This window comes from Micrococcaceae bacterium Sec5.7 (genome assembly GCA_039636785.1).
GTDB lineage: Bacteria > Actinomycetota > Actinomycetes > Actinomycetales > Micrococcaceae > Arthrobacter.
Window position 1 is genome coordinate 1,684,235 of sequence record CP144169.1, and the last position, 24,979, is coordinate 1,709,213.

23 protein-coding genes are annotated in these 24,979 nt (G+C 64.1%); 12 read left to right on the plus strand and 11 right to left on the minus strand.

Annotated elements, in window-relative coordinates:
- Positions 1-25: 25 nt before the first annotated feature.
- From V3C33_07990 to V3C33_08000, 3 genes are read right to left on the minus strand one after another with little or no spacing between them, the layout of a single operon-like run.
- Positions 26-898 carry an SURF1 family protein gene (locus V3C33_07990; protein XAS69182.1) on the minus strand — a complete coding sequence of 291 codons (873 nt, stop codon included), beginning with the start codon at positions 896-898 and terminating at the stop codon, positions 26-28.
- A complete protein-coding gene (locus V3C33_07995; protein ID XAS69183.1) occupies positions 899-1,180 on the minus strand; it encodes a hypothetical protein in 282 nt (93 codons plus the stop codon).
- On the minus strand, positions 1,177-1,608 hold the full coding sequence (locus tag V3C33_08000) for a DUF3099 domain-containing protein (GenBank protein XAS69184.1): 432 nt from the start codon (positions 1,606-1,608) through the stop codon (positions 1,177-1,179). The genes V3C33_07995 and V3C33_08000 overlap by 4 nt, the downstream gene beginning before the upstream one ends.
- A gap of 142 nt (positions 1,609-1,750) precedes the next feature.
- Between V3C33_08000 and V3C33_08005 the strand changes: the two genes are divergently transcribed.
- The gene (locus V3C33_08005) at positions 1,751-2,476 is read left to right on the plus strand and encodes a beta-ketoacyl-ACP reductase (GenBank protein ID XAS69185.1); all 726 of its coding nucleotides are present in this window, start codon (positions 1,751-1,753) and stop codon (positions 2,474-2,476) included.
- A 156-nt stretch (positions 2,477-2,632) separates the two neighbouring features.
- Complete coding sequence (locus V3C33_08010; protein XAS69186.1) at positions 2,633-3,391, plus strand: SDR family oxidoreductase; 759 nt, start codon at positions 2,633-2,635, stop codon at positions 3,389-3,391.
- Positions 3,392-3,519: 128 nt separating this feature from the next.
- Here the strand turns inward: V3C33_08010 and serB are convergent, their stop codons facing one another.
- Positions 3,520-4,413: a phosphoserine phosphatase SerB gene (serB, locus tag V3C33_08015; GenBank protein XAS69187.1), complete on the minus strand. Its 894-nt coding sequence runs from the start codon at positions 4,411-4,413 to the stop codon at positions 3,520-3,522.
- A gap of 121 nt (positions 4,414-4,534) precedes the next feature.
- On the opposite strand from serB, the gene V3C33_08020 reads away from it, so the two are divergent.
- The 5 genes from V3C33_08020 (at position 4,535) to V3C33_08040 (ending at position 8,557) form a co-directional block, all read left to right on the plus strand.
- Positions 4,535-5,320 (plus strand): ABC transporter ATP-binding protein, encoded by a 786-nt coding sequence (locus V3C33_08020; protein ID XAS69188.1) that lies wholly within the window; start codon positions 4,535-4,537, stop codon positions 5,318-5,320.
- Positions 5,321-5,334: 14 nt separating this feature from the next.
- Positions 5,335-6,120, plus strand: a complete 786-nt coding sequence (locus V3C33_08025; protein XAS69189.1) for a sulfite exporter TauE/SafE family protein — start codon at positions 5,335-5,337, stop codon at positions 6,118-6,120.
- A 7-nt stretch (positions 6,121-6,127) separates the two neighbouring features.
- Positions 6,128-6,937 carry an RNA methyltransferase gene (locus V3C33_08030; protein ID XAS69190.1) on the plus strand — a complete coding sequence of 270 codons (810 nt, stop codon included), beginning with the start codon at positions 6,128-6,130 and terminating at the stop codon, positions 6,935-6,937.
- 187 nt (positions 6,938-7,124) lie between these two features.
- Entirely contained in the window at positions 7,125-7,382 is a 258-nt protein-coding gene (locus V3C33_08035) for a type B 50S ribosomal protein L31 (protein XAS69191.1), read from the plus strand.
- Between the two features lie 80 nt (positions 7,383-7,462).
- On the plus strand, positions 7,463-8,557 hold the full coding sequence (locus V3C33_08040; protein XAS69192.1) for a biotin/lipoate A/B protein ligase family protein: 1,095 nt from the start codon (positions 7,463-7,465) through the stop codon (positions 8,555-8,557).
- Here V3C33_08040 and pepN read toward each other — a convergent pair.
- Positions 8,554-11,172 carry an aminopeptidase N gene (pepN, locus tag V3C33_08045; protein XAS69193.1) on the minus strand — a complete coding sequence of 873 codons (2,619 nt, stop codon included), beginning with the start codon at positions 11,170-11,172 and terminating at the stop codon, positions 8,554-8,556. The two genes, V3C33_08040 and pepN, sit on opposite strands and share 4 nt — an antisense overlap.
- Before the next feature lie 4 nt (positions 11,173-11,176).
- Positions 11,177-12,229: a putative sulfate exporter family transporter gene (locus tag V3C33_08050; protein XAS69691.1), complete on the minus strand. Its 1,053-nt coding sequence runs from the start codon at positions 12,227-12,229 to the stop codon at positions 11,177-11,179.
- A gap of 119 nt (positions 12,230-12,348) precedes the next feature.
- On the opposite strand from V3C33_08050, the gene V3C33_08055 reads away from it, so the two are divergent.
- From V3C33_08055 to V3C33_08065, 3 genes are all read left to right on the plus strand, one after another.
- Positions 12,349-13,905, plus strand: coding sequence for a circularly permuted type 2 ATP-grasp protein (locus tag V3C33_08055; GenBank protein ID XAS69194.1), 1,557 nt, complete (start codon positions 12,349-12,351; stop codon positions 13,903-13,905).
- Between the two features lie 75 nt (positions 13,906-13,980).
- A complete protein-coding gene (locus V3C33_08060; GenBank protein XAS69195.1) occupies positions 13,981-14,907 on the plus strand; it encodes an alpha-E domain-containing protein in 927 nt (308 codons plus the stop codon).
- Positions 14,904-15,755: a transglutaminase family protein gene (locus V3C33_08065; protein XAS69196.1), complete on the plus strand. Its 852-nt coding sequence runs from the start codon at positions 14,904-14,906 to the stop codon at positions 15,753-15,755. Before V3C33_08060 ends, V3C33_08065 begins: the two co-directional genes overlap by 4 nt.
- A 33-nt stretch (positions 15,756-15,788) precedes the next feature.
- Here the strand turns inward: V3C33_08065 and V3C33_08070 are convergent, their stop codons facing one another.
- The 3 genes from V3C33_08070 to glgC are packed head-to-tail and all read right to left on the minus strand — an operon-like array spanning position 15,789 to position 19,224.
- On the minus strand, positions 15,789-16,256 hold the full coding sequence (locus V3C33_08070) for a pyridoxamine 5'-phosphate oxidase family protein (protein ID XAS69197.1): 468 nt from the start codon (positions 16,254-16,256) through the stop codon (positions 15,789-15,791).
- A 51-nt stretch (positions 16,257-16,307) separates the two neighbouring features.
- Complete coding sequence (locus V3C33_08075; protein XAS69198.1) at positions 16,308-17,759, minus strand: SDR family NAD(P)-dependent oxidoreductase; 1,452 nt, start codon at positions 17,757-17,759, stop codon at positions 16,308-16,310.
- 46 nt (positions 17,760-17,805) lie between these two features.
- Positions 17,806-19,224, minus strand: a complete 1,419-nt coding sequence (gene glgC, locus V3C33_08080) for a glucose-1-phosphate adenylyltransferase (GenBank protein ID XAS69199.1) — start codon at positions 19,222-19,224, stop codon at positions 17,806-17,808.
- Positions 19,225-19,325: 101 nt separating this feature from the next.
- Between glgC and glgA the strand changes: the two genes are divergently transcribed.
- Positions 19,326-20,564 (plus strand): glycogen synthase, encoded by a 1,239-nt coding sequence (gene glgA, locus V3C33_08085; protein XAS69200.1) that lies wholly within the window; start codon positions 19,326-19,328, stop codon positions 20,562-20,564.
- A gap of 78 nt (positions 20,565-20,642) precedes the next feature.
- Here the strand turns inward: glgA and V3C33_08090 are convergent, their stop codons facing one another.
- On the minus strand, positions 20,643-22,769 hold the full coding sequence (locus V3C33_08090) for an acyl-CoA dehydrogenase (protein ID XAS69201.1): 2,127 nt from the start codon (positions 22,767-22,769) through the stop codon (positions 20,643-20,645).
- Positions 22,762-23,556, minus strand: coding sequence for a TetR/AcrR family transcriptional regulator (locus tag V3C33_08095; protein ID XAS69202.1), 795 nt, complete (start codon positions 23,554-23,556; stop codon positions 22,762-22,764). Before V3C33_08095 ends, V3C33_08090 begins: the two co-directional genes overlap by 8 nt.
- A gap of 62 nt (positions 23,557-23,618) precedes the next feature.
- Between V3C33_08095 and V3C33_08100 the strand changes: the two genes are divergently transcribed.
- Positions 23,619-24,977 carry an acetyl-CoA C-acetyltransferase gene (locus V3C33_08100; GenBank protein ID XAS69203.1) on the plus strand — a complete coding sequence of 453 codons (1,359 nt, stop codon included), beginning with the start codon at positions 23,619-23,621 and terminating at the stop codon, positions 24,975-24,977.
- The last annotated feature ends 2 nt before the right edge of the window (positions 24,978-24,979 follow it).

Consider the following 24,979-nt stretch of genomic DNA (forward strand, 5'->3'; position numbering starts at 1 on the left):
TCCCGGCTCCTTCAGTAGCACTGCATCAGTAGCCCCGGGCGTCCAGGATGGCGTCTTCCTCTTCTTCCGAGGTCGCGTACTTCCGTTTTCGCGGAACAGGCGGACGACGGCGGGCTGCCGAAGCGGCAGCGTGATGCGGGGCGTCGTCGGCGTCGGGATTCGCGGCGTCAATCTCAGCGTTCCGGGCCTGCTGCCGGGCCGCATAGCCGAAGCCGACGAACATCAGGACTCCGAAGGCAAACCATTGCAGCGAGTAGGACAGATGGGTCCCCTCCTCAGTGGCCGGCATAGGGAACGGCACGGGCAGGTCCGCCACTGCGGGCGACTCGGACGCCAGCCGGCCATAGGCGCCGGTGAGGACGGGGTACCCCAGCTCTGCGGCATAGGCCGGCAGATCGATGGACGCCAGCTGGCCTTCGGGTGCTCCCCGCTCCAGCTGAGGTTCACCGGGTTTGAGCCTCACCACCGCCGTCACGTCGCCGGCAGGCGGTCCGGGGATGACGTCGGGCCGGCCGGGGTTGTTGTTGCCGATGGGTAGCCAGCCGCGGTCAATCACCACGGTTTCGCCTGTGTGGAGCCTGAACGGCACCACTACTTCATAGCCAGGCTGGCCGTTGAGCGGACGGTTGCGGACTACCCTCTGGCCGGAGACGTCGTAGACGCCCTTGACCTCAACCTGGGTCCATTCCCGGGCCGGGTCCAGCTGAGTGAACTCATCCCGGACCTCGGTAAAGGAGAGCGGGGCGGCCGAGTAGTTGGACGTGACGCGGTTGATTTCAGCGAGCGTCTCAGCCCGGCGGTCCATCTGCCAGCGGCCAAGCGAAACACAGGCAGCGGCGAAGATTGCGGCCAGCAAAAGGTACCCCAGCCATTTGCTGGAAAAGAGAAAACGGTACATTCAGTGGTCCTGGCCTGAAATGGCGGGGAAAGGCTCATCGGATGCCCCGGAATCCAGAGCGAGGGTCTGCTTCCAGAGCCCGCGCGTCTGCAGATAGTCTTCAAGCCATCCCCTGTGTTCGCTACAGGCGAGCCAGACTTTGCGGCGCTCAGGCGTGTGGATCTTGGGGTTGTTCCACAGCAGCTGCCACGAGGCGTCTGCGCGGCAGGCTTTTCGCGAGCACATGATGCCGGCAGTCCGGTCTGATCCGGCAGGGTCAGCGGCCAGGTTGAAAATACTCACGAAGCTTGCCGTCCCTGGCCGTCGTTGTCTTCGTCATCATCGATCAGCTCGCCCTGCAGAACCGTGGAGGGCGCCACATCGTCGAGCGGAGCACTTGCGGGGGCTTCGAGTTCGGCCAGGGGGGCAGCGTCCAGCAGGGTGTCACTGTGGATGTCAGCCTTGTCGCTTCCGTTGGCGATGACCACGGCAACCCACGGCAGAAACACGGCTCCGGCTACCGCGATGATCTTGAACCAGCCGTCCACAACAAAAATCAGGATCAGGCACACCATCCGGATTCCCATGGCCACCGCGTACTTGATCATGCGCTGCCGCATGTCCTCGGAATGGGCAGTGGCGGCGTCCGTGATGCTGTGGACCGCGGAATCGCCTGATACGGCGTCAGGGTTGCCGGGCATCGGCTGTCCGGCTCGGTTTTCAAGGGTCACGGCTGTTTGATCACGCTCCAAAGGCTTGCCTCAATTCTCTCACCATCGGTGGCGCCGCCCAAACGGGGGCTAAGATCGGAGGCAGGAAATTTCCAGCCCTTCACGGCGGTGCTTGAGGCACCGCAGAATTCCGGAGCACCACATGCCTGAAGCAGTATCCGCAGCCCGCAGCGTACTTGTCACGGGTGGTAACCGTGGAATCGGCCTTGCCATTGCCGAGGCGTTCCTGGCCAACGGCGACAAAGTGGCGGTCACATACCGCAGCGAGTCGAGCCTGCCTGAGGGGATCCTCGGCGTCAAGGCCGACGTCACCGACGAAGCCTCAGTGGATGCGGCATTCACCGAGGTGGAGGCCGTACATGGTCCGGTTGAAGTCCTGGTGGCCAACGCCGGCATCACCAAGGACACCCTCCTGATGCGCATGAGCGAAAACGACTTCACCTCCGTGATCGACACCAACCTCACGGGCGCATTCCGCGTGATCAAGCGGGCATCCAAGGGCATGATCAAGCTGCGCAAGGGCCGTGTGGTCCTCATTTCCTCAGTCTCCGGCCTCTACGGTGCACCGGGCCAGGTCAACTATGCCGCGTCGAAGGCCGGCCTGGTCGGCATTGCCCGTTCACTGACCCGAGAGCTGGGCTCCCGCGGCATCACGGCCAATGTTGTGGCGCCCGGCTTCATCAATACGGAGATGACTGCCGAATTGCCCGAGGCAACCCAAAAGGAATACCTGTCCAAGGTCCCGGCCGGCCGCTTTGCGGAAGCCTCCGAGGTGGCCAATGTTGTGCGGTGGATTTCCAGCGACGAAGCGGCCTACATTTCGGGCGCCGTCATTCCGGTCGACGGCGGCCTGGGCATGGGTCACTAGCCGGAACTTCCTTGGCGGGTTGACCTTGATGCTGCCGGAAGCGGCACGCGGTGTGACCTTCTTTGTTGAGTTCAAACAAGGGAAATGTCCGCGCCCGCTGGCATGATGGACTGCAGACCCACAGTGTTTGCACGTTTTGAATGAGAAGGAGCTCGAATGGGACTGCTGGATAAGAAGACCGCGATTGTCACAGGTTCTTCACGGGGAATCGGCGCAGAAGTTGCCAAATTCCTGGCCGGCGAGGGTGCCGCCGTCGTCGTAAACTACCGTCAGAAGGCGCCCCGGGCCAACAAAGTGGTGTCGGAGATCCAGGCCGCCGGAGGCCGTGCCGCCGCCGTTGGCGCAGACCTGACCACTGCTGAGGGCGTGCACGCACTGGCCAGTGCAGCCATGGAGGAATTCGGCTCCCTGGACATCCTGGTGCTGAACGCATCCGGCGGAATGGAATCCGGCATGGAAGAGGGTTACGCCCTCAAGCTGAACCGGGATGCCCAGATCAGCATGCTGAACGCCGCCGTGCCGCTGATGCCCGAGGGTTCCCGGGTGGTCTTCGTCACCAGCCATCAGGCGCACTTCATTGACTCAGTTGCCACCATGCCAGAGTACGAACCCGTTGCCCGCAGCAAGCGTGCCGGCGAGGATGCGCTCCGCGAACTGGTTCCGAACCTGGCAGACAAGGGAATCTCCCTCGTGGTGGTTTCCGGTGACATGATCGAAGGCACCGTCACCGCCACGCTTCTGGACCGCTCCAACCCTGGTGCCATTGAAGCCCGCCGCGCCGAGGCCGGGAGGCTGTACTCCGTTTCCGAGTTCGCTGCCGAGGTGGCCAGGATGGCGACGGCCGACGTGGAAACCGGACACACTGAATACGTTGGCGGAGCCGACTACTTCGACAAAAGTAAAAGTGCAGAGTAGCCCCGCATACTGAATTTCAGATCGCAGCGAAGGCCCGGTGCAGCTGCACCGGGCCTTCGCTGCGTCATCATACAGGCCTGGGGCCTGAGGCCCGAGACCAGGGGGCCAGCGAGTGGACGTACGTTTCGTCAGACGCCAGCGATGTGCCGCACGGCGTCGAGATAGGGCATGTTCACAGCCGCGTCGGCGGCGGCCCGGACCGCCGGCTTCGCATTAAACGCCACGCCGATCCCGGCCGTGCTGAGCATGTCCAGATCATTGGCCCCGTCGCCCACGGCAATGGTGTGTTCCAGGGCAATGCCCTCGGCAGCAGCCCACTCGCGCAGGTACTTCTCCTTGGCGGCGCGGTCGATCACGGCACCCAGGACCTTCCCTGTCAGTGAGCCGTCCACGATTTCCAGCTCGTTGGCAATCCAGTAGTCAAGGCCAAGACCCTCGGCGATCGGACCAAGGATCTGGTTGAAACCGCCGGAAACCACCGCCACCACGTGGCCTGCGGACTTGAATGCGGCCACCAGTTCCGCCGCACCCTCGCTGAGCTTGACCTCGGCACGAACGGAGTCGACGACGGCGGCCGGCAGCCCTGCGAGGACCGCTACGCGGGCGTGCAGGCTCTGGGCAAAATCCAGCTCGCCGCGCATGGCTGCTTCGGTCACGGCGGCTACTTCCTCGCGTTTGCCTGCATAGGCGGCCAGGAGTTCAATCACTTCCTGCTGGATCAGCGTGGAATCGACGTCCATGATGAGGAGCTTGCGGGGAGCGTGCCGCAGCCCGCCCGGAACGATTGCCGTATCCGCTCCGTCGCGTGCCGCACCGGCCACCTGCCGGCGCAGCGCCGCGATGTCTGCCGAGGTCCCGGAGCCCAAGGTGAAATCCACTGTATAGACCTCGTACCGCTGGTCTCCGCGGCGTGACTCCGACTCGAATATCGCACCGCAACCGGTCAGCAGGGACCGGAGGTGCTCCAGTTCCACAGGGGATAAGTTCACGCCGTAGCTGACCGCAGTCACGTTCGAAGTCATGGCTGCAATCTTAGCCAGCGGGGAGGTGATGCCCGAATTCATCCCGCCGCCTGCCGCCGCATGGGCTGAGGAGGAGTTTCAGTTATCAGTCAGCACCTGTTTTGTCCTAGTGTCTACTCCTATGAGTGATGTTCTTGAAATGGCTTCTGTCAGCGTTGTCCGTGGGGCCAAAACGCTCCTGAACAAGGTGGACTGGCAGGTCAAGGAAGGCGAGCGCTGGGTGATTCTCGGGCCCAACGGTGCCGGCAAGACCACCCTGCTTCAGATTGCCGCCGCCCGGATCCACCCCAGCAGCGGAATGGCCGGCATCCTTGAGGAAATCCTCGGCGCCGTTGACGTGTTTGAACTCCGGCCGCGGATCGGCCTGTCGTCCGCAGCGTTGGCTAACCAGATTCCGGAGCATGAGAAAGTCCTCAACGTTGTTGTGACGGCCGCCTACGGCGTGACCGGCCGCTGGCGTGAGGGCTACGACAAGGACGACGAACGCCGGGCCTTCGCCCTGCTGAATGAGTGGGGCATGGGTCCGCTGCTCAACCGACCCTTTGCCTCTCTCTCCGAAGGCGAGCGCAAGCGTGTGCAGATCGCCCGTGCGCTGATGACCGACCCCGAACTGCTCCTGCTGGACGAACCCGCCGCCGGTCTGGATCTCGGTGGGCGCGAGGACCTGGTGCACCGCCTCAGCGAACTTGCCCGAGACGAGGCCGCGCCGGCAATCGTGCTGGTGACCCACCACCTCGAGGAAGTCCCGCCCGGCTTCACGCATGCAATGCTGATGCGCGACGGCGGTGTGGTGGCCGCAGGCCCCCTGGCCGGGGTCCTCACTGCCGAGCACTTGAGCGAGACGTTCGGACTTCCGCTTGATGTGACGGTCAACGCCGGACGCTATACCGCTACTGCCCGCCGCTGAGCGGACCACTGAGCGTGGAGATTCTCAGCAGCGTTTTCATTTTCTTCGCCGGCCTCTGGGCCGGAACCATCAACAGCGTGGTGGGTTCGGGCACTCTGGTAACGTTTCCGGTGCTGATCGCCCTGGGCATCGCCCCGGTGACGGCTTCCATCAGCAACGCAATGGGGCTGGTGGCCGGAAACGCCGCCGGAGCGTGGGGGTACCGCCAGGAACTTGAGGGCCGCGGCCGGCAATTGCTCAGACTTCTGCCGGCGTCCCTGCTGGGTGGCATCTCGGGTGCCTGGTTGCTGCTGCACCTGCCGGAAAAAGTCTTCTACTACGCCGCCCCCGTACTGATCGTGCTTGCTCTGCTGATGGTGGTGTTCCAACCGCGGCTGCAGAAATGGGTGCGCAACAGGGAGGAAAACCCTGAACACGCCATCCGGGACAAACGTCACGGTGTGACTCTGGTGGTGCTCGTCTATCTGGCCGGGGTGTATGGCGGCTACTTCGTGGCGGCCCAGGGCATCCTGCTGGTGGGCATCCTGGGCATTTTCATGACCGGCACCATCCAGAATGCAAATGCCATGAAGAACTTCCTGGTGCTGGGCGTCAATGTTGTGGCGGCGGCGTCGTACCTGCTCTTTGCCTTCGGACGGATCAACTGGACTGTAGTCGGGCTGATTGCTGTCAGCTCCCTGATCGGCGGCTTCATCGGTTCCAGGGTGGGCCGGAAGCTGTCGCCGGTGATCCTGCGCGGCGTGATTTTCGCCCTGGGCCTGGTCGCACTGGGCTTCATGATCGCCAATGTGCTGAAATGACCAGCCGGTGACCTTCCATTACCTTGAATCCGCGGATGATCCGCGTGTCTCCGACTACACGCAGCTGACCGATGTGCACCTTCGCAAGGTCAGGGAACCCGCGGAGGGAATGTACATCGCCGAGTCCTCCCGGGTCCTGCGCCGCGCATTGGCTGCCGGACACCGGCCCCGGTCTTTCTTCCTGGCGGAGAAGTGGCTGCGCGATCTCAACGATGTCTTCGAGAAGTACCCGGACGTGCCGGCGTATGTCGGCAGCGCCGCATTGCTCGAGGCGATCACCGGCTTCCACCTGCACCGCGGAGCCATGGCGGCCATGCACCGTCCGGCACCGCTGCCTCTGGCTGAACTGCTGGCCGGCGCCCGTCGGGTGGCGGTACTTGAGGACATTGTGGACCACACCAACGTGGGTGCGATTTTCCGTTCCGCTGCCGCCCTGGATGTGGACGCCGTACTGGTCTCGCCCCGCTGCGGCGATCCGCTGTACCGGCGTAGTGTCCGGGTCAGCATGGGCACGGTGTTCCAGGTGCCGTGGGTCCGGCTGGAAAGCTGGCCGGATGACCTCCGTCGGCTCCAGGGGCAGGGATTCACGGTGGCCGCCATGGAGCTCACTCCGGATGCCGTCGATCTCGACGTACTGGCCGCGCGCAATCCGGACAAACTTGCCCTGGTGCTGGGAACCGAAGGTGCAGGCATGAGCGCGGACACGCTTTCCGTCGTCGATCTGGCCGTGAAAATTCCAATGCGCGAAGGCGTTGACTCGCTTAATGTCGCTGCGGCGTCAGCAGTGGCGTTCTGGGAACTCCGCCCAAGGGTATGAGCCCAACCGGCTGCTCTACCCGGGGGTGTGGCTCAACGAACCCGCCCGGTTCGTCCCGGGGGCGCGTTTAGGCTAGGATTGAGTGTTGGTCCGGGCACTTCGTGCTCGTTCATGACCGTTCTGCGGCCGACATCCCATTCATACCTGGCAGCTGGCAAAATCCAGTTGTGCGAACAAAGGTCCCATTATGAAGTCTGATACACACCCGAAGTACGAAGCTGTTGTTTTCAACGACCTGGCTTCCGGCGTCAAGTTCCTGACCAAGTCCACCGTGTCTTCCAAGAAGACCATCGAGTGGGAAGACGGAAACACCTACCCGGTTATTGACGTCGAAATCTCCTCCGAGTCCCACCCGTTCTACACGGGTAAGCAGCGCATCATGGACTCTGCAGGCCGCGTCGAGCGCTTCAATGCTCGCTTCAAGGGCTTCGGCGGCACGAAGTAATAACTTCGCCTCCAAGGTTCTTTTAAAAGCCCGCATCTCACGGTGCGGGCTTTTTGCGTTCCTGGGGCAGGATGGGAGGCATGACTTCCGCCTCTTTTTCCGCAGCTGACAACAACGTCGCCGGCCATCACGGTGAGTTCAAGGTGCCCGGCGGCAAACTCGTGGTGGTGGATCTCGACGTCGTCGACGGCCGCTTCGCGAAGGTGTCCCTCAGCGGTGACTTCTTCCTGGAGCCCGACGAAGCCCTGCTGGACATCAACCGGGGGCTCACAGGTCTCCCGGAGACCTCGACGGCGGCCGAGATCACCGCTGGTGTGATAGCCGCGCTGCCCACGGACGCGGTCCTCTTCGGATTCTCAGCCGAAGCCGTGGCCGTGGCAGTCCGCCGGGCATTGTCCCGGGCCACAGCGTGGTCAGACCACCACTGGAACGTCATTGCCCCCACTGTCCTGCCCACGCAGGTCAACGTGGCCCTGGACGAGGTTCTCACGGAGGAAGTCGGCGCCGGGCGCCGCAACCCCACCCTCCGGTTCTGGGACTGGGAGGAGCCGTCAGTGGTGATCGGCAGCTTCCAGTCTGTCCGCAACGAGATCGACCCCGACGGCGTGGGCCGTCACGGCGTGACCGTTGTCCGCCGGATCAGCGGCGGGGGAGCGATGTTTATGGAGGCGGGAAACTGCATCACATACTCGCTTTACCTCCCGCAGACCCTCGTGGACGGAATCAGCTTCGCCGACTCGTATGCCTTCCTGGACGCCTGGGTCATGGCTGCCCTGCAGAAACTGGGCATTAAGGCCTTTTACGTCCCGCTCAACGACATTGCCACCGACCAGGGCAAGATCGGCGGGGCCGCCCAGAAGCGGCTGGCGAACGGCGGCATGCTGCACCACGTCACCATGAGCTACGACATCGACGCCGACAAGATGGTGGAGGTGCTCCGGATCGGCAAGGAAAAACTCTCGGACAAAGGCACGCGGAGCGCCAAGAAGCGCGTTGACCCGCTGCGCCGTCAGACCGGGCTGGCCCGAACTGAAATCATTGCGGACATGATCGATGTCTTCAGTGAACGCTACGCGGCCACGCCGTCAGAACTCACGGAAACGGAACTGGCCGCCGCCCGCGAACGGGTGGCGGCCAAGTTTGGCACCGAAGAGTGGCTGAACAGGGTTCCTTAGACGGAAAGTGACGCTGCCTGTGCCCGTAATGCCCGGTCCAGGTGGCTCCGCTGTTCGATGATGATCCTTCGGAGTGCACGCGGCGCATCGGCATGTTCCTCCAGCCACGAGTCAGTGCGCACGATCACCGGGTGCTGTTCCGGAGACAAGAGTGCCGGCCCAAGATCCTGAGCTGCCGGATAGAGACCGCGGATGATCCGGCTGGCGATTTCCATGCTTCGCCCGGCCCAAACGGATTCGAGGCAGTCGAAGTATGGCTCCACGTAGGGGTCCAGCAGCTCCACGGAAGCCGTGGTGAAGCCCGCAATCGTGGCGCTGAGCATTTGGTTGGAGAGCTCCGTTCCATGGACTGCGGCCTCCCAGGCCGCTGACTTCACGCCAGCGTCAGGCCTGGCTGCGAGCGCAGTGGCGTGCCCGGCACGTCCGGATGCCGTGGTGTCTCTGGCCAGCTCCGCTTCCAGTTCCGCCGGGCCGGCCTGGCCGTTGGCCGCCAGCGCGTGCCAGAGGTTCCAGCGCAGTTCCGCATCAACGGCCAGGCCGTCCACCACCGCGGTGCCGTCCAGGATGCCCCGAAGCAACGGCAGCCGGGCCGGGTCCTGACGGCTGGCCGCGGCCAGGGTCCGTGCCCAGGCCAGCTGGTGGTCGGAGCCCGGCGCGGCTGCATGCAGCTGGGCGGCTGCGGTTGCCAGGTGCGTACCGCGGACGGCGTCCCGGTCCTCCGCCGGGACGTAGCGTTCGATTGCCGTCGAGGCGTTCCCGAGAATGTTCAGCAGAACACCGATGCCCGTTTCGGACGGTCCGAACTGCTGGACTGCTTCGACGTAGGAGGAAGCCGGAGCTGCACCGTCACGGGCGGAGTTCCACAGTGCCGTCCAGCACAGCGCACGCACCATGGGGTCGCTGATCTTGTCCAGCGAGTTGCGGACAGTGGTTTCAGATACCGGATCAAGCCTGACCTTGGCGTAGCTGAGGTCCTCATCATTGACGAGCAGAAGGGCCGGCTGCTGCCGGCCGTCCAATTCCGCCACCGTCGTCGACGGGCCGGAGACGTCTGTTTCCACGCTTCCTGACCGGACCAGGGCCCCGTCACCATTAAAGTTGTACAGTCCCACGCGCAGCCGGTGCGGGCGTGGCTCCTGCCGTCCCGTTACGGGATCCTCGGCGTCCTGGACGATGGTCACTGCGCCGAGTACACCGTCGTTCGCTTCGATCTCCGTGCTCAGAGTGGAGATCCCGGAGGTCTGCAGCCACTGCTGCGCCCAGTCTGTCAGGTCGCGGCCGGAGGCGGTGCCCAGGGCAGCCAGCAGCTCTGCAAGGGTGGTGTTGCCGTATTCGTGGTCTCTGAAGTACTTTCTGGATCCGGCGATGAAGGCATCAAATCCCACGTAGGCCACCAGCTGCTTCAGGACGGAAGCGCCTTTGGCATAGGTGATGCCGTCGAAGTTCTGTTTTGCCGCCTCGAGGTCAGGGATATCGGCCACGATCGGGTGGGTGGTGGGCAGTTGATCCTGCAGATAGGCCCAGGACTTGCGGTTGTTTGCGAAGTTCACCCACGCCGTATCCCAACCCGTGGCGCGGTCAACGCCGAGCGTTCCCATGTAATCCGCGAACGATTCCTTGAGCCACAGATCATCCCACCACTGCATCGTCACCAGATCGCCGAACCACATGTGGGCCATCTCGTGCATCAAGGTGTTGGCACGGGCCTGGTACTGCGAATCAGTTGCCCGGGATGTGAACACATAGCTCTCAGTAAAGGTGACCAAGCCAGGGTTTTCCATGGCGCCCAGGTTGTATTCGGGCACAAACGCCTGATCATACTTGCCCCACGGGTATGGATAGTCGAACAGCTCGTTGAAGAAGTCCAGGCCCTTTTTGGTGAGTGCAAAGAGCTCGTCTGCATCAAAGGATTCCGCCATTGATTCCCGGCAGTAAAGTGCCAGCGGGACGTCAAGGGAAGTGCCGTCGTCGAGCGTTTTGCTCCAGTGGTCCTCTGCCTTGAAGTACGGGCCGGCCAGGACAGTGGTGATATAGGTGGAAATCGGCTTGGTGCCGGCAAAGTCCCAGCGGCTCGTCGCGGGATCGCTGGTCAGCTGGGTGCGCGATGCTTCAACGCCGTTGGAGGCGACGTGCCATTCGGAGGGCGCCATCACATGGAAGGTGAACCCGGCCTTGAGGTCCGGCTGCTCAAAGTTGGCGAATACGCGCCGGGCATCTGCGGGCTCGTACTGGGTGTACAGGTAGCACTTGCCGTCGGCCGGGTCCACAAAGCGATGCATGCCTTCGCCGGAGCGGCTGTAGGGGGCAGTCCCGGTGACGGTCACCTGGTTCTCTGCCTGCAGGTTGTCGAGCCGGATCCGGGCCCCCTCAACGACGTCGGCAACAGAAAGTCCCCTGCCGTTGAGGAAGACGCTGTGCACGTCGCTGTTGATGAAATCCAGGAATGTGGAGGATCCCGGTTCCGAGGCCGAGAAGGTGATGACGCTGCGGCTGGTGTAGCCGGGGACCTCCGGATCGGCGGCCAGACGGACGTCGAGGGAGACGTCGTAGCTGTGGGTGGTGATCAGGGCCGAGCGTATTGCCGCTTCATCGCGTTGCAGATTCTCATTTGACACCCAGCTATCTAATCATGAGCACCGCGGCCCCGAGACCCAGCACGGCGATCAGCAGCCAGGACGCCAGGGCAGCAAGCACGGCCCGGGATCCTGTGTGCAGGAGTGTGCGGATCCGCACGGCCGAGCCCAGTCCGAAGAGTGCAGCGCCGAGCAGGATGTCCTGCAGTCCCGCTCCTGCCTCGAGCCAGCCGGCGGAAAGCCATCCCGTGGACCGCAGGCCCACCATCGCCACAAAGCCGATGACGAACAACGGAATCACCGGTGGCAGCTTGCCTGTCTCCTGGCCACCCGGCTGTGCCTGCCGCCGGGCCGCCATTCGTTGCTGGACCCCCGCGGCGGCCACCATGGGTGCCAGCAGGATCACCCTGGTCAGTTTGACGACGACGGCGATGCCAAGTGCCGCCGTGCCTGCGGTCTGCGCCGTGGCCACCACCTGGCCGACATCGTGCACAGACGCTCCGGTCCAGGCGCCGAACGTCCCGGCGCTGAGTTGAAGCGGATGCATCAGCAGGGGCAGTACACCGATGGCCAGGGTTCCGCACAACGTCACTAGTGCCACCGGCAGAACCGTGTCCACATGCCTGATCCGGCGCACGGCCGCCATCGCACCGATCGCCGAGGCGCCGCAGATCGAAAAGCCGGTGGCGATCAGGAGGGACGTTTCACCCGGAAGCCTGAAGGCGCGCGCGATTCCATAGGTTCCGGCAAAGCTTGCCAGCACCACTCCTGCGATCAGCAGCAACGCGAACCAGCCGAGGCCCAGGACATCCATGATGCTGACCTTGAGTCCGAGCAGCACGATTCCGCCCCGCATGAGGTGCTTGCCGGCGAAGTCCAGGCCGGGCCGGGCCCGGCCTGCCACCCAGACCGCGGTAGCGGGCAGATTGGCGGCCAGCAGACCCAGGACCACGGCCAACGTCATGGCCGGCAGCGCGGGCACGGCAGCGTGGACGGTGAACGCCATTGCGAGGGCCAACACGGCCGTCAGGAGGCCGGGCAGCAGCCGGCCAGCCTGCCCGTGGAGCCCACCGGACAGGGCCCTCGGGAATCTGAAGATTGGCACCCACCTACCTTGCCGGACGAGTGCCGGAAAACACGAACCGGAGGCCCGGTTCCAACACGCCACAATGGGTGCGGGTAATGATTTCGAAACAAAAAGGTGGTTGGCTAATGTCCATGTCTGACCTATTCCAGGATTACTCCGAGGCCGCCGGCCGATCCGGTGCCTATGACGAGATGTTTGCCCCGGGCCAAAAAGCCCGAAAATCCTATGGGCAGGTGGCCGGGGCCCTCCGCGAACTGTCTCTGGCCGACGTCAGCGCACGCGCCGATTCCATGGCGCGGACCTTCCTGGACCGCGGCGTCACCTTTGACTTCGCGGGGGAGGAGAGGCCGTTCCCGCTGGACATTGTGCCCAGGGTGATCCCCGCCAACGAGTGGGATGTGCTGGAAAGGGGCGTGGCACAACGCGTCCGTGCCCTGGAAGCGTTCCTCAACGACGTCTACGACAAAATGACGGTTGTGGCCGACGGTGTGATCCCGAGGCAGCTGGTCACCACCAGCGCCCACTTCCACCGAGCCGTCCAGGGGTTCGAACCTGCCGGCGGCGTGCGGGTCCACGTGTCCGGCATTGACGTGGTCCGTGATGCCGAGGGCACTTTCCGCGTACTCGAAGACAACGTCCGGGTGCCGTCCGGCGTCAGCTATGTGCTGGAGAACCGCCGGGCCATGGCCAAGGGCCTGCCCGAGGCCTTCGGTCAGCAGCTCATCCGGCCCGTGGAAGAGTACCCCCGCCGCCTCCTGTCGGCATTGCGCAAAACCGCCCCGTCCGGCGTCGACGACCCCACGGTAGTGGTCCTGACGCCCGGCGTCTTCAACAGTGCCTACTTCGAGCACACCCTCCTTGCCGGCCTGATGGGCGTGGAGCTCGTTGAGGGGCGCGACCTCATCTGCCGCGGCAACCGTGTCTACATGCGCACCACCGCGGGCGAACAGCGCGTGGACGTCATCTACAAGCGGATCGACGACGAATTCCTGGACCCCCTGCAGTTCCGCTCCGATTCCATGCTGGGCTGCCCCGGCCTGGTAAACGCCGCCCGCGCCGGCGGTGTGACCATCGCCAACGCAGTGGGCAACGGAGTGGCGGACGACAAACTTGTCTACAGCTACGTACCGGATCTGATCCGGTACTACCTCAATGAGGAACCGGTCATTGCCAACGTGGATACCTTCCGGCTCGAGGAAAAGGAAGCCAGGGAGCACGTCCTTGACCGGCTTGCCGAACTGGTGGTCAAACCTGTGGACGGTTCCGGCGGCAAAGGCCTGGTGATCGGTCCGGATGCGTCCAAGGACGAACTCGCCGCCCTACGCAAGCGGGTTATCGCCGACCCCCGCGGCTGGATCGCACAGCCGGTCCTGCAGCTGTCCACGGTGCCCACGCTCAGCGGCGACAAGTTCGGCCCCCGCCATGTGGATCTTCGCCCGTTCGCAGTGAACGACGGCGAGGACGTCTGGGTGCTTCCCGGCGGTCTCACCCGCGTGGCGCTTAAAGAGGGTTCGCTGATCGTTAACTCCAGCCAGGGCGGCGGTTCCAAGGACACGTGGGTGCTGGCGGATTCCCCGCAGGTCCCGGTGGAAACCCTGCCGCGCCCCGCCATCACGGTGCGCGAACGTGTATCGGTGTGGCCGGTTGAGAGTAATTGGCGCGACCGCCAGACAGAGCAGCAGCAGTGATCCGGAGACTGGTACCGGTCCATTCATTCACAGACTCATTTACCTACAAGTCCGGCACGCAGGAGGTAACCGCGAATGCTTAGCCGTATTGCCGAGTCCCTTTTTTGGATCGGCCGTTATGTTGAACGGGCAGATGGCACTGCCCGCATCCTGGACGTTCACCTGGAGCGCCTTAACCACCTGCCTATGGAGGAGCAGCGAAGCGTTGCCCAAGCACTCCTGGCGGTGATGGGTGCACGGCCGCAGAGTGAGGAGTTCGGGCTCAATGAGCTCCTGCACGCACTGGCATATGACAAGCACAGTGCCACATCCATCGCCGGGTCGCTGGGAGCCGCCCGCGAGAATGCCCGGCGCGCCCGGGAAACGGTGTCCTCTGGACTCTGGGAAAGCCTGAACACCACCTATTACGGGCTGAACCAGCACCGCAAGGACGTAGTGGGGACGTACCGGTTCTGCAACTGGGTCCTGGAGCGCACCGCGATGGTCAGCGGCCTGGCCGACACCACTGTCAGCCACGACGAAAGCTGGCTCTTCCTGGTCCTTGGGCGGTCGCTGGAGCGCGCGGACATGACAGCCCGCATGCTGTCCACCCGTGACGTCCTCTCGGCGGGAATGTCATGGGTCAACATGCTGCGCTGCGCCGGCGCCTACGAATCCTTCCTGCGGACCCGCCGCGCCGCGTTCGGGGACCAGCATGCAGCGGAATTCCTGCTTCTGGACCGGCTCTTCCCCCGGTCCATCGTTTACGCGCTGCGCGACGCCGACGAATGCCTCGCCAAACTTGATCCCTCAGCACAGCGGGTCGGCTTCATCAACGACGCCCGCCGCATTGTCGGCCAGGCACGCACCTTCCTTGAGTTCCACCGGACGGACGATCTGATGTCCGAACTCCCGGAGCACATGGAGCGTGTGCAGAAGGCAGTATCCCAGGCCTCGGACGCCATTTCCCGTAAGTACTTCAATCAGGCGGACGAACTCGCCTGGGTGGGAGAAGTTTCATGACCCGGCTTAGCATCACCCACAAGACCGGCTACCTCTACAACCAGCGCGTCACGCTGTCCTACAACGAGGCCCGCATGACGCCGCTCACGGATCCCCAGCAGGTGGTGCTGGAATCCTCGATGAAGGTTTCGCCGTCACAGGCCGCCCTCAGCAGCTACCGCGATTACTGGGGGACCCGCGTTACGGCTTTCGACATGCAGATGCCGCACGAGCACCTTGAGGTCCTGGCCACCACCACCGTGGAAGTCCACCGGGCTGAACGCATTCCCTCGGACGCGGACATCGTGGGCTGGGATGTAATCCGGGCACCCGAGACCCTCAACCAGTTCAGCGACTGGATTCCGCAGTCCCGGCTGAGCGCACCCGGCGAGGAAGTCCTGGCAATCATTCCCGGTGTGGTGGAAGGCAAAAACCCGCATGAGGCAGCCCTGGCTGTTTTCGAATGGATGAGCGGCGAAATGGCCTACATGAAGGGCTCCACGGCCGTCACCACCAGCGCGGAAGAAGCCTGGGGGCAACGGCAGGGCGTCTGCCAGGACCTCGCACACCTGGCTATCGGTGCACTCCGCAGTTGCGGTATCCCGGCACGCTACGTTTCCGGTTACCTGCACCCGAGTTCGACAGCGGACATCGGTGAGACGGTTGCCGGACAATCCCATGCATGGCTGGAATGGTGGGACGGCGAATGGCGGAGCTGGGATCCCACCAACCACAAGCCGGCGGGCGACTTCCACGTCACCGTGGCGCGGGGCCGTGACTATCGCGATGTTCCGCCGCTCAAGGGCATTCTGTCCGGCGGCGGAGGCTCAGCGCTCAACGTCAGCGTGGAGATCACCCGGTTGGCATAGCCGGCGGGTGTCAGGGCCACCGGAGCGGACCACTCATTCGGGAGCGGACCTGGGTGCCCCGCCCTGCTGCGTCCACCAGGTCATGGGCGGAGTCACCTTGAACCGCCGCCCGGTGATGGACCCCGGCGCTATGCGGACAAAGTGGTCCTTCGTGCCCGCCTGCCAGGGGAAAAGATACAGAGCAGCGGTGTCCAGGACCTCTTCCGTGCCGCTGACGGCGGCCGCCATTCCCTTGACCACGACACTCCAGGCCATTCCGGAGCCGGTGTCCAGGCCGTCGGCTTCCAGCGCCACCGGGGCATCCGCCAGGGCCCCATCCAGTTTGGTGCCGCCGCCTGTCCGGAAAACGAGCGTGCCGTGATCCACGGTGTAGTTGAGCGGGAAAATGTCGGGGTGGTCATCGACCCAGACCGCCAACCGGCCCACTGACACGGTGCGCAGCAGGCTCCAGCACTCATGGCTTTCCAGGCTTTCCACCTCAGGTGAAGCTTCACTGTTCATGCCGCTGAGCTTACGCCACCAGAACCAGGCGGGACAGGCAGAGCCCGAGGTCTACCAGGGGCCGGGTTTGTAGTCCTTCAGAAAAACCCCGTAGTGGTCCTCGCCGTTCTCGCCCGTCACGATCGGATCGTAAACGCGGGCAGCACCGTCAACCAGGTCCAGCGGCGCATGGAAGCCTTCTTCCATCAGCCGGACCTTGGTGTAGTGCGGGCGTTCATCGGTGATCCAGCCGGTATCCACGGCGGTCATCAGGATGCCATCGGCTTCAAGCATTTCCTGGGCACTGGTGCGCGTCATCATGTTCAGCGCGGCTTTGGCCATATTGGTGTGCGGATGCCCGGGGCCCTTGTAGGCACGCGAGAACTGGCCTTCCATGGCCGTGACGTTCACGATGTATTTGCGGCGCGCCGTGGAGCGCTTCATGGCATCACGAAGCCTGCTCACCAGCAGGAACGGGGCTGTCACGTTGCAGAGCTGGACTTCCAGCATCTCGAGCGGGTCCACCTCATCCACCACCTGGGTCCAGCTGTTGATGCTGGCCAGATCCGGAACCAGGCCGCCCGCGTCGATTGCCGTCCCTGACGCAATCCGCTCCAGCGACGCCGATCCGGTGGACAGCGCCAGCGAGGTGATGGCATCCCCGGCGAGCACCGGGTGCTCGGTAACGCTGCTGGAAAGGGCCAGGGGGTGCTTGTCGTGCGCGTGGCCGAACGTGACCAGCTCAGGGCCTCCGTTGGCCACGTCAAGCGCAGCCGGCAGCGGATCATCCTCGGCATCGACAAGCGGCTTGTAGGCATTACCCGAGCGGCGCACGGTCTGCGCGGCGTTGTTGATAATGATGTCCAGCGGCCCGGCGGCATTGAGGGAATCCGTGAGTGCCATGACCTGCGACGGATCACGAAGGTCTATGCCCACGATCCGCAGCCGGTGGAGCCAGTCTGCGCTGTCCTCCATGGCGGCAAATCTGCGTGCCGCATCCTTGGGGAACCGGGTGGTGATGGTGGTGTGCGCGCCGTCGCGGAGTAGGCGAAGAGCTATGTACATGCCGATCTTGGCCCGGCCGCCGGTCAGCAGGGCGCGCCGTCCTGTGAGGTCCGTCCGAGCATCGCGTTTGCTGTGGTTGAACGCTGCACATTCCGGGCAAAGCTGGTGGTAGAAGGCGTCCACCTGGGTGTAGTGCTTCTTACAGATGTAGCAGGGCCGGGACCGGATCAGGTGACCGGCCACTTTGCCGGTGGCGGACGTCTCGAGTTTGTTCCCCCGGGTTTCGTCGTCGATCCGGTCCGGGGCCGCCGTGGCTGTCTGGGCCATGACTGCGCGGTCCGATTCGGCAATCAGATCACGCTTGGTGACCCTGCGGTGCCGCTTTACAGCCTTGAACATCTTGCCGGTGGCACGGCGCACCGATACGTAGTCAGGGTGCTCCTCGTCATAGACGTGGATGGTGTTCAGGACCTTCAGGCAGGCCCGGATTTCTTCAGGCGTCAGATCGGAGGAGCTCATTGTCCCGATTTTACAGCCTGACGGACCCCCGGCCCGCCGCGGGCGGTCAGGAGCTGCTCGCGACGGACTCCCTGTCCGTGGCCGCGGCACCAGCTGCGCCTGCCTTCGCCTCCGCTGCCTTTTCCACCGATTCCCGGATTTCCGGGTAGTTGGCGGTAGCCGCCTTGACGGCGTCGGGAACAAGATGGAGGTTGGCTGCAGAGAGGGCACGCTCGGCATCTCCGGGCTCCGGTACCTCCTGGCCCTTTGACAGCACCGTAATGCCGGATTCAGTGACCTTGAAGCCCCGGGCGCGGTCCAGTTCCGGATCGAGGCCGATTGCGGCACCGGCAGGGACCTTGACGTTCTTATCGATGATGGTGCGCTTGACCACTGCTCCCTCACCGATCCGGACGTTGTTCATCAGCACCGAGTCCAGGACGCGGCTGGCCGTCCCCACGTAGACATCGTTGGCAAGCACCGAGCCCTCCACAACGCCGCCTGAGATCACCACGCCGCTGGCAACAATCGAATCCAGCGCCGTGCCCACGGTGTTCCCCCGGCCGCGGACAAACTTGGCTGGGGGCGAAATGCTCTGGCGGGTGTAGATGGGCCATTCGGAGTTGTAGAGATTGAACACCGGCATGGGGGAGATGAGGTCCATGTGGGCGTCGTAGAAGGAATCGATGGTGCCCACATCCCGCCAGTAGGTGCGGTCCCGCTCCGTGGAACCGGGGATGTCGTTGAGGGTGAAGTCGTAGACGCCGGCTTCACCCTGGCTGACGAAGTAGGGAATGATGTCCCCGCCCATGTCGTGTTTGGTGTCGAGGCGTTCAGCATCCACGTGAAGCGCATCCACGAGGGCGTCGGCGTCGAAGACGTAGTTGCCCATGGAAGCCAGGAACTGGGTGGGGTCAGCTGCCAGGCCGGGAGTGGCGGCGGGCTTTTCCACGAACGCGGCAATCTTCTGGGGATCGTTGGGATCCACCTCGATGACGCCGAACTGGTCCGCCATGTTCAGAGGCTGGCGAACAGCGGCAACGGTCGCTTTGGCGCCGCTGGCAATGTGCTGATCAACCATTTGCGCGAAGTCCATGCGGTAGACGTGATCGGCTCCCACCACCACCACAATATCCGGGTTGGCATCGTGGATCAGGTTCAGGGACTGGTAAATGGCGTTTGCGCTGCCAAGGAACCAGCTCTTGCCCACGCGCTGCTGCGCCGGGACCGAGGCCACGTAATTGCCCAGCTGGGTGGACATCCGCCAGGTCTCGGAAATGTGGCGGTCGAGGCTGTGCGACTTGTACTGTGTGAGCACCACGATCTGCAGATAGCGCGAATTCACCAGGTTGGATAACGCAAAGTCGATCAGCCGGTAGCTGCCCGCAAAAGGCACTCCAGGCTTGGCCCGGTCTGCCGTCAGCGGCATGAGCCTGTTTCCTTCGCCGCCAGCCAGGACAATTGCCAAAACTTTCTTCGTCGGCATAGTGGTAGCTCCCTGTACGTCCTTGTAACACCCCAACAGTCCGGTACGCCCGGACTCCTTCACACTAGAACAGATACGCCGGAAGGACTACCTTGGGTATCGTGCGAATAGACATTGTGACTAAAGAATTCCCGCCCGAGATTTACGGCGGCGCCGGCGTCCACGTGGCCGAGCTGAGCAGGGTACTTGCAAAGCATGTTGACCTGCAGGTTCGTGCCTTCGGTGCCCCCCGGGACGCTGACTACCACGGGGCCGGAGTGACCTCTTATCCGGTGCCGGAGGACCTCGGCGAAGCCAACGCCGCGGTCCAGACCCTTGGCGTGGATCTGAGGATTGTCCCGGACGTTGCGGGCGCCGATCTGGTCCATTCACATACGTGGTACGCCAACATGGCCGGCCACCTGGCATCCCTGCTGCACGGCATCCCGCACGTGCTCAGCGCCCACAGCCTTGAGCCGCTGCGTCCCTGGAAAGCGGAGCAGCTGGGCGGCGGCTATGCGGTGTCGTCCTGGGTGGAGAAGACCGCTTACGAAGCCGCCGCGGCCATCATTGCCGTGTCGGAAGGCATGCGCCAGGACATCCTGCGCAGCTACCCGGATGTCGATCCCGCCAAGGTCCGTGTGGTCCACAACGGCATCGACGTCGCGATGTGGGCCCGCGACGAAAACGACGACGCCATCCGCGCCCTGGGCATCGACCCGGAGAAGCCCAGCGTGGTGTTCGTCGGCCGCAATACCCGCCAGAAGGGCGTGCCGTACCTGCTGAGGGCCGCAGCGAAGCTTCCGGCGGATGTGCAGGTGGTCCTGTGCCTCGGTGCAGCGGACACTCCCGAGCTGGCGGCCGAGACCGCCCGGCTGATCGAGGAGCTCCAGAGCCAGCGCAGCGGAGTGGTGCTGATCGAACGGATGCTGCCCCGCAACGAGCTCATCCAGGTCCTCAGCCATGCCACCGCTTTCGCCTGCCCGTCCATCTACGAACCGCTCGGCATCGTCAACCTTGAGGCCATGGCCTGCGGTGCGGCCGTGGTGGCCAGCGCCACCGGCGGTATCCCCGAGGTTGTCCTTCACGGCGAAACCGGGCTTCTGGTCGGGATCGAGCAGGTGACCGACGGCACGGGCACGCCCCTGGACCCGGAAAAATTCGTCACCGAATTCGCGGCCGCCCTCACCGAGGTGGTGTCTGATCCCGAGCGTTCCCGGGCCATGGGGGAGGCTGGCCGCCGCAGGGCCGAGGAACACTTTTCCTGGGATTCCATTACGGAATCCACACTCGCGGTGTACCGTTCAGTGCTCGCCGGAGGCGACTTGCCGGCGACATCAGCCGTTACAGCCGGCAATTAACCACGACGGCGCCGCTCCCCAGATGTGGGGAGCGGCGCCGTCGTGGTCAGCCCGTTGAGATAGACGGTGCCTGGCGCATCAGCGCTTGGCGACGCCGGCTTCAATCTTCTTGCGGGCCAGGATCACTTTTTCTTCCACCGGAGCCCGGCCGCTGGCACGCTGCGCGCGGAAGAACTCACGGGCTTCGTCCTGACGGACCTTTTCAACGCCGGTGGCGATGGAGGCGCGGAGGTGCTCGGGGCCGTAGCCGAAGGCATCCACCAGATCCACTGCATGCGGGCGGATCTTGACCAGAAGCCGGTTGATGTAGTCGCCCACAGTGCGTCCGCGCTGCATGGAGAGGCGGCCGTTCATGAGGTACCAGGACAGGTTCTTCTCGATCAGCGAGAGGCCGAAGAGATCGCGGAGCCACGTCAGCACCTTCTTGGTGCCCGGATCGGTGACATTGCCGAGGGCTTCGGTGAAGGCTTCCCACTGCAGCAGTTCGGCGTGTGCCTGGGCCGCTTCGATCAGGTCATCCTGATGCTGGTTGAATATGGCTGCGCCCTGGTGCTGGGGCAGTTTGTTGGTGCCCTTGAGGGCAGCGCCTACCTCAGCCACCATGGACTGGACGCGGTCCGTCAGCAACGTGCGCTGTCCTTCCTCGTCCCGAAGAGCCAAAGCGGACTTTTGGACCGAACCGGTATCGGCCACGAACTGGGCCACTTGCCGCAGGCCAGTGCGGTGGATGGCAACGTCAGCTGCCTGGCCCACCACATACCTCGCCAGCACACCGAAATTGACACTGCGGAATTCCTTGGCATAGTCCGCGAGCAGCCGCTTGGCCACAAGCTGGAGCAGGATCGTGTTGTCACCTTCGAAGGTGACATAGACGTCCAGGTCGGCGCGCAGCGAGGCGAAGCGGTTCTCGATCAGGAAGCCGGCGCCGCCGCAGGCCTCGCGGCATTCCTGGAGTGTGTCCAGTGCATGCCACGTGCTGAGCGGTTTGAGGGCGGCGGCCAGTGTTTCGAGATCCTGCCGGTCTTCATCGGTGTCGTGGGCGCCGGAGAAGACGTCATCGAACTTCTGCAGCAGCTGCTCGTGTGCAAAGCTGGCGGCGTATGTGGTTGCCAGCCGGGTAAAGAGACGGCGCTGGTGGCGCTGGTAGTCGAGCAGGACCTCTTCTTCGGTGAGCGAGGAGGCGTTGAACTGACGGCGCTCGGTGGCGTACTGGATGGCAGTTTTGAGGGCGATCTTGGAAGCGGCAACAGCAGCGCCGTCGAGGGACACCCGGCCCTGGACCAGAGTGCCCAGCATGGTGAAGAAGCGGCGGCCAGGGCTGGCGATCGGTGAGGTGTACGAGCCGCCGGGGTCTACGTTGCCATATCGGTTCAGCAGATTGGTGCGGGGGATCCGGACGTTGTTGAAGTGCAGCCGGCCGTTGTCTATTCCGTTAAGGCCGCCCTTGATGCCGTCGTCCTCGCCGCCGATACCCGGCAGGAATTCCTTGGTCAGGGGATCACGCAGGTCCATGTAGAACGCGTGCACCCCGTGGTTGACGTTCTTGGTGACCAGCTGGGCGAAGACCACGGCCCCGAGTCCGTCAATGGCGGCGTTGCCGATGTAATCTTTCCAGGCTGCACGGAAGGGTGTGTGCACCACGAATTCCTGCGTTGCGGCGTCGTAGGTGGCGGTGGTGGCAATGCTGGCAACGTCCGAGCCGTGGCCGGTCTCGGTCATGGCGAAGCAACCAGGAATCTCCAGGCTCATGATGCCCGGCAGCCACCTGGTGTGGTGCTCATCGGTGCCCAGGTGCATCACTGCGGAGCCAAAGAGACCCCACTGCACGCCGGCCTTGATCTGCAGGGACGGATCGGCAGTGACCAGTTCCTCGAAGCCGGCCACGTTTCCGCCGTGGTCATCCGAGCCGCCGAGTGCGGACGGGAACGCGCGGTGGACGGCGTCGTTGTCCACCAGATACTTCAGCTGACCGAACGCACGCTTGCGGTGTTCGGTGTGGGTCAGTCCTTCGGTCTTGTGCATTTCCGGGCGTGCGGCCAGTCCGCGGGCCTGCTTGCGGATGTGGGCCCACTTGCCCAGGAGTTGCTCGCCGAGTGCGGCGACGTCGACGGCCGGTTGGCCGTCAGCGGGCCGGCCGTGAGCGGGCACGGCGGCAGCTGCCGGCCGGGTGGCATCGCCGGCGGGGCGGTCCACTACTTCAGTCATGTCGATTTCCTTCTTTGGTTCTGACAAGTTGTTTCTCTGGCGAGGGTTTCTCTGCCGAAGGTTGTTCCGGCGAAAAACCATCCGATTCGGTGGGGGCCGCCCCGGTGTCCAGCTCCGGGGCGATGCCCACACACAGCCAGTCGGTTATCTGCCGCGCCATGGTCTCCTGGTTCGGCTTCGTGGGTGCGGCGGGGCTCCCCAGCCACTGTTCCCCGGCGTTGCGCACCAGACCGATTGCGGCGGTGGGCCAGTAGCCGATCACCGCTTCCTTGCCGGTGCCCTGACCGAGGTGGGCGCGCATGGGACGGGCGATCATGTCCCCGATTGATTCGAAGAAGTGCCCCAGGGCGCCTGCCGTGGCAATGACACCCTGGCCACCGTCCGGATCGCCGGGGGAATGGCGTGTGACAAAGGTGTAGACGTTGGGGCTGGTCTCCGCCATCTGGAGGTAGGCGGACACCATGGCCAGCAGTCCTTCGCGCGGAGTCTGGGCACTCTGAGCCGCATCACGGATGCGCCGCTGCATCTGGCTGAGGACCACTTCGCCCACCGCCTGCTGGAGGCCGGCTTTGTCGCCGAAGTAACGGTAGAAAACAGACTTCGATGTCCCTGCCGCCGCGGCTATGTCTTCCATGGACGCGTCGCTGCCGAGCGCGTGTACTGCCCGGCGTGCCGACTTGATGAGTTCACGGCGTCGTTCCTCACGGTGGGACTGCCAGCGGGCGGCGCGGCCGTCAACGGCGGCAGCACCGGAGGCCGCCGAAAGTTCTGGATGGAGGATGTTCACGATACCCAGCGTATCAGGTACGCTGGGTATCGGTAACCAGCTTTGATCAAAGGAGACAGCACATGTCCGTAAACGGACAGTCCGAAACCGGACCAGAGGAAACAGCCGCACACCAGCCTGCACGGCAGATTCGCAAGGCAGTGGTGGTGGGTGGCAACAGGATCCCGTTTGCCCGGACCGGAGGGGCATACACCAAGTCTTCGAACCAGGACATGCTTACGGCAGCGCTGGATGGCCTCATCGCCCGTTTCGGGCTTCAGGAGGAGCGGATCGGCGAGGTGGCCGCGGGCGCTGTCCTCAAGCACTCCCGGGACTTCAACCTCACCCGTGAGGCAGTTCTGGGCTCTGCACTCTCTGCGGAAACCCCTGCCTACGACCTGCAGCAGGCGTGCGCCACCGGGCTGGAGACGGTTCTTGGAATGGCCAACAAGATCAAACTGGGCCAGATCGATTCCGCCATCGCCGGGGGCGTCGACTCGGCATCGGACGCCCCCATCGCCGTCAGCGAAGGACTCCGCGAGGTGCTCCTGGACCTGAACCGGGCCAAAACACTCCCGCAGCGCCTGCAGATCCTCAGCCGGCTTCGGCCGAAGGACCTTGCGCCGGATGCCCCCAACACGGGTGAGCCACGCACCGGGCTGTCCATGGGGGAGCATCAGGCACTCACCACTGCCCAGTGGAAGATCACCCGCGAGGCTCAGGACGAACTGGCCTGCGACAGCCACCACAACCTGGCAGCCGCCTTCGACGCGGGTTTCTTTGATGACCTCCTGACCCCATACCGCGGCCTCAGCAAGGACTCCAACCTCCGTGCCGACACCACTATGGAAAAACTGGCCACACTCAAGCCTGTCTTCGGCAAGAACCTCGGCGCAGAGGCCACTATGACGGCCGGCAACTCTACTCCGCTCACCGACGGCGCTGCCACCGTGCTGCTGGCCTCCGAAGAGTGGGCGGATGCCCATGATCTTCCCAAACTGGCCACCGTGTTGGACGGTGAAGCGGCGTCGGTGGACTTCGTCCACGGCAAGGACGGACTGCTGATGGCACCGGCCTTCGCGGTGCCGCGCCTGTTGGCCCGAAACGGCCTGACCCTCGACGACATCGACTTCTTCGAAATCCACGAAGCCTTCGCAGGCACCGTGCTGAGCACCCTGGCCGCCTGGGAAGACGAGGCGTTCGGCCGCACCCGTCTGGGCCTGGACGGGGCTTTTGGCAGCATTGACCGTGCCAAGCTGAACGTCAATGGCTCGTCCCTGGCGGCGGGACACCCTTTTGCGGCCACCGGCGGCCGCATCGTGGCCTCGCTGGCCAAAATGCTTCATGCCAGGGGCCAGGTTGATGGACGCCCGGCACGCGGCCTCATCTCCATCTGCGCCGCCGGCGGCCAGGGCGTCGCCGCAATTCTCGAATCACACTAGGG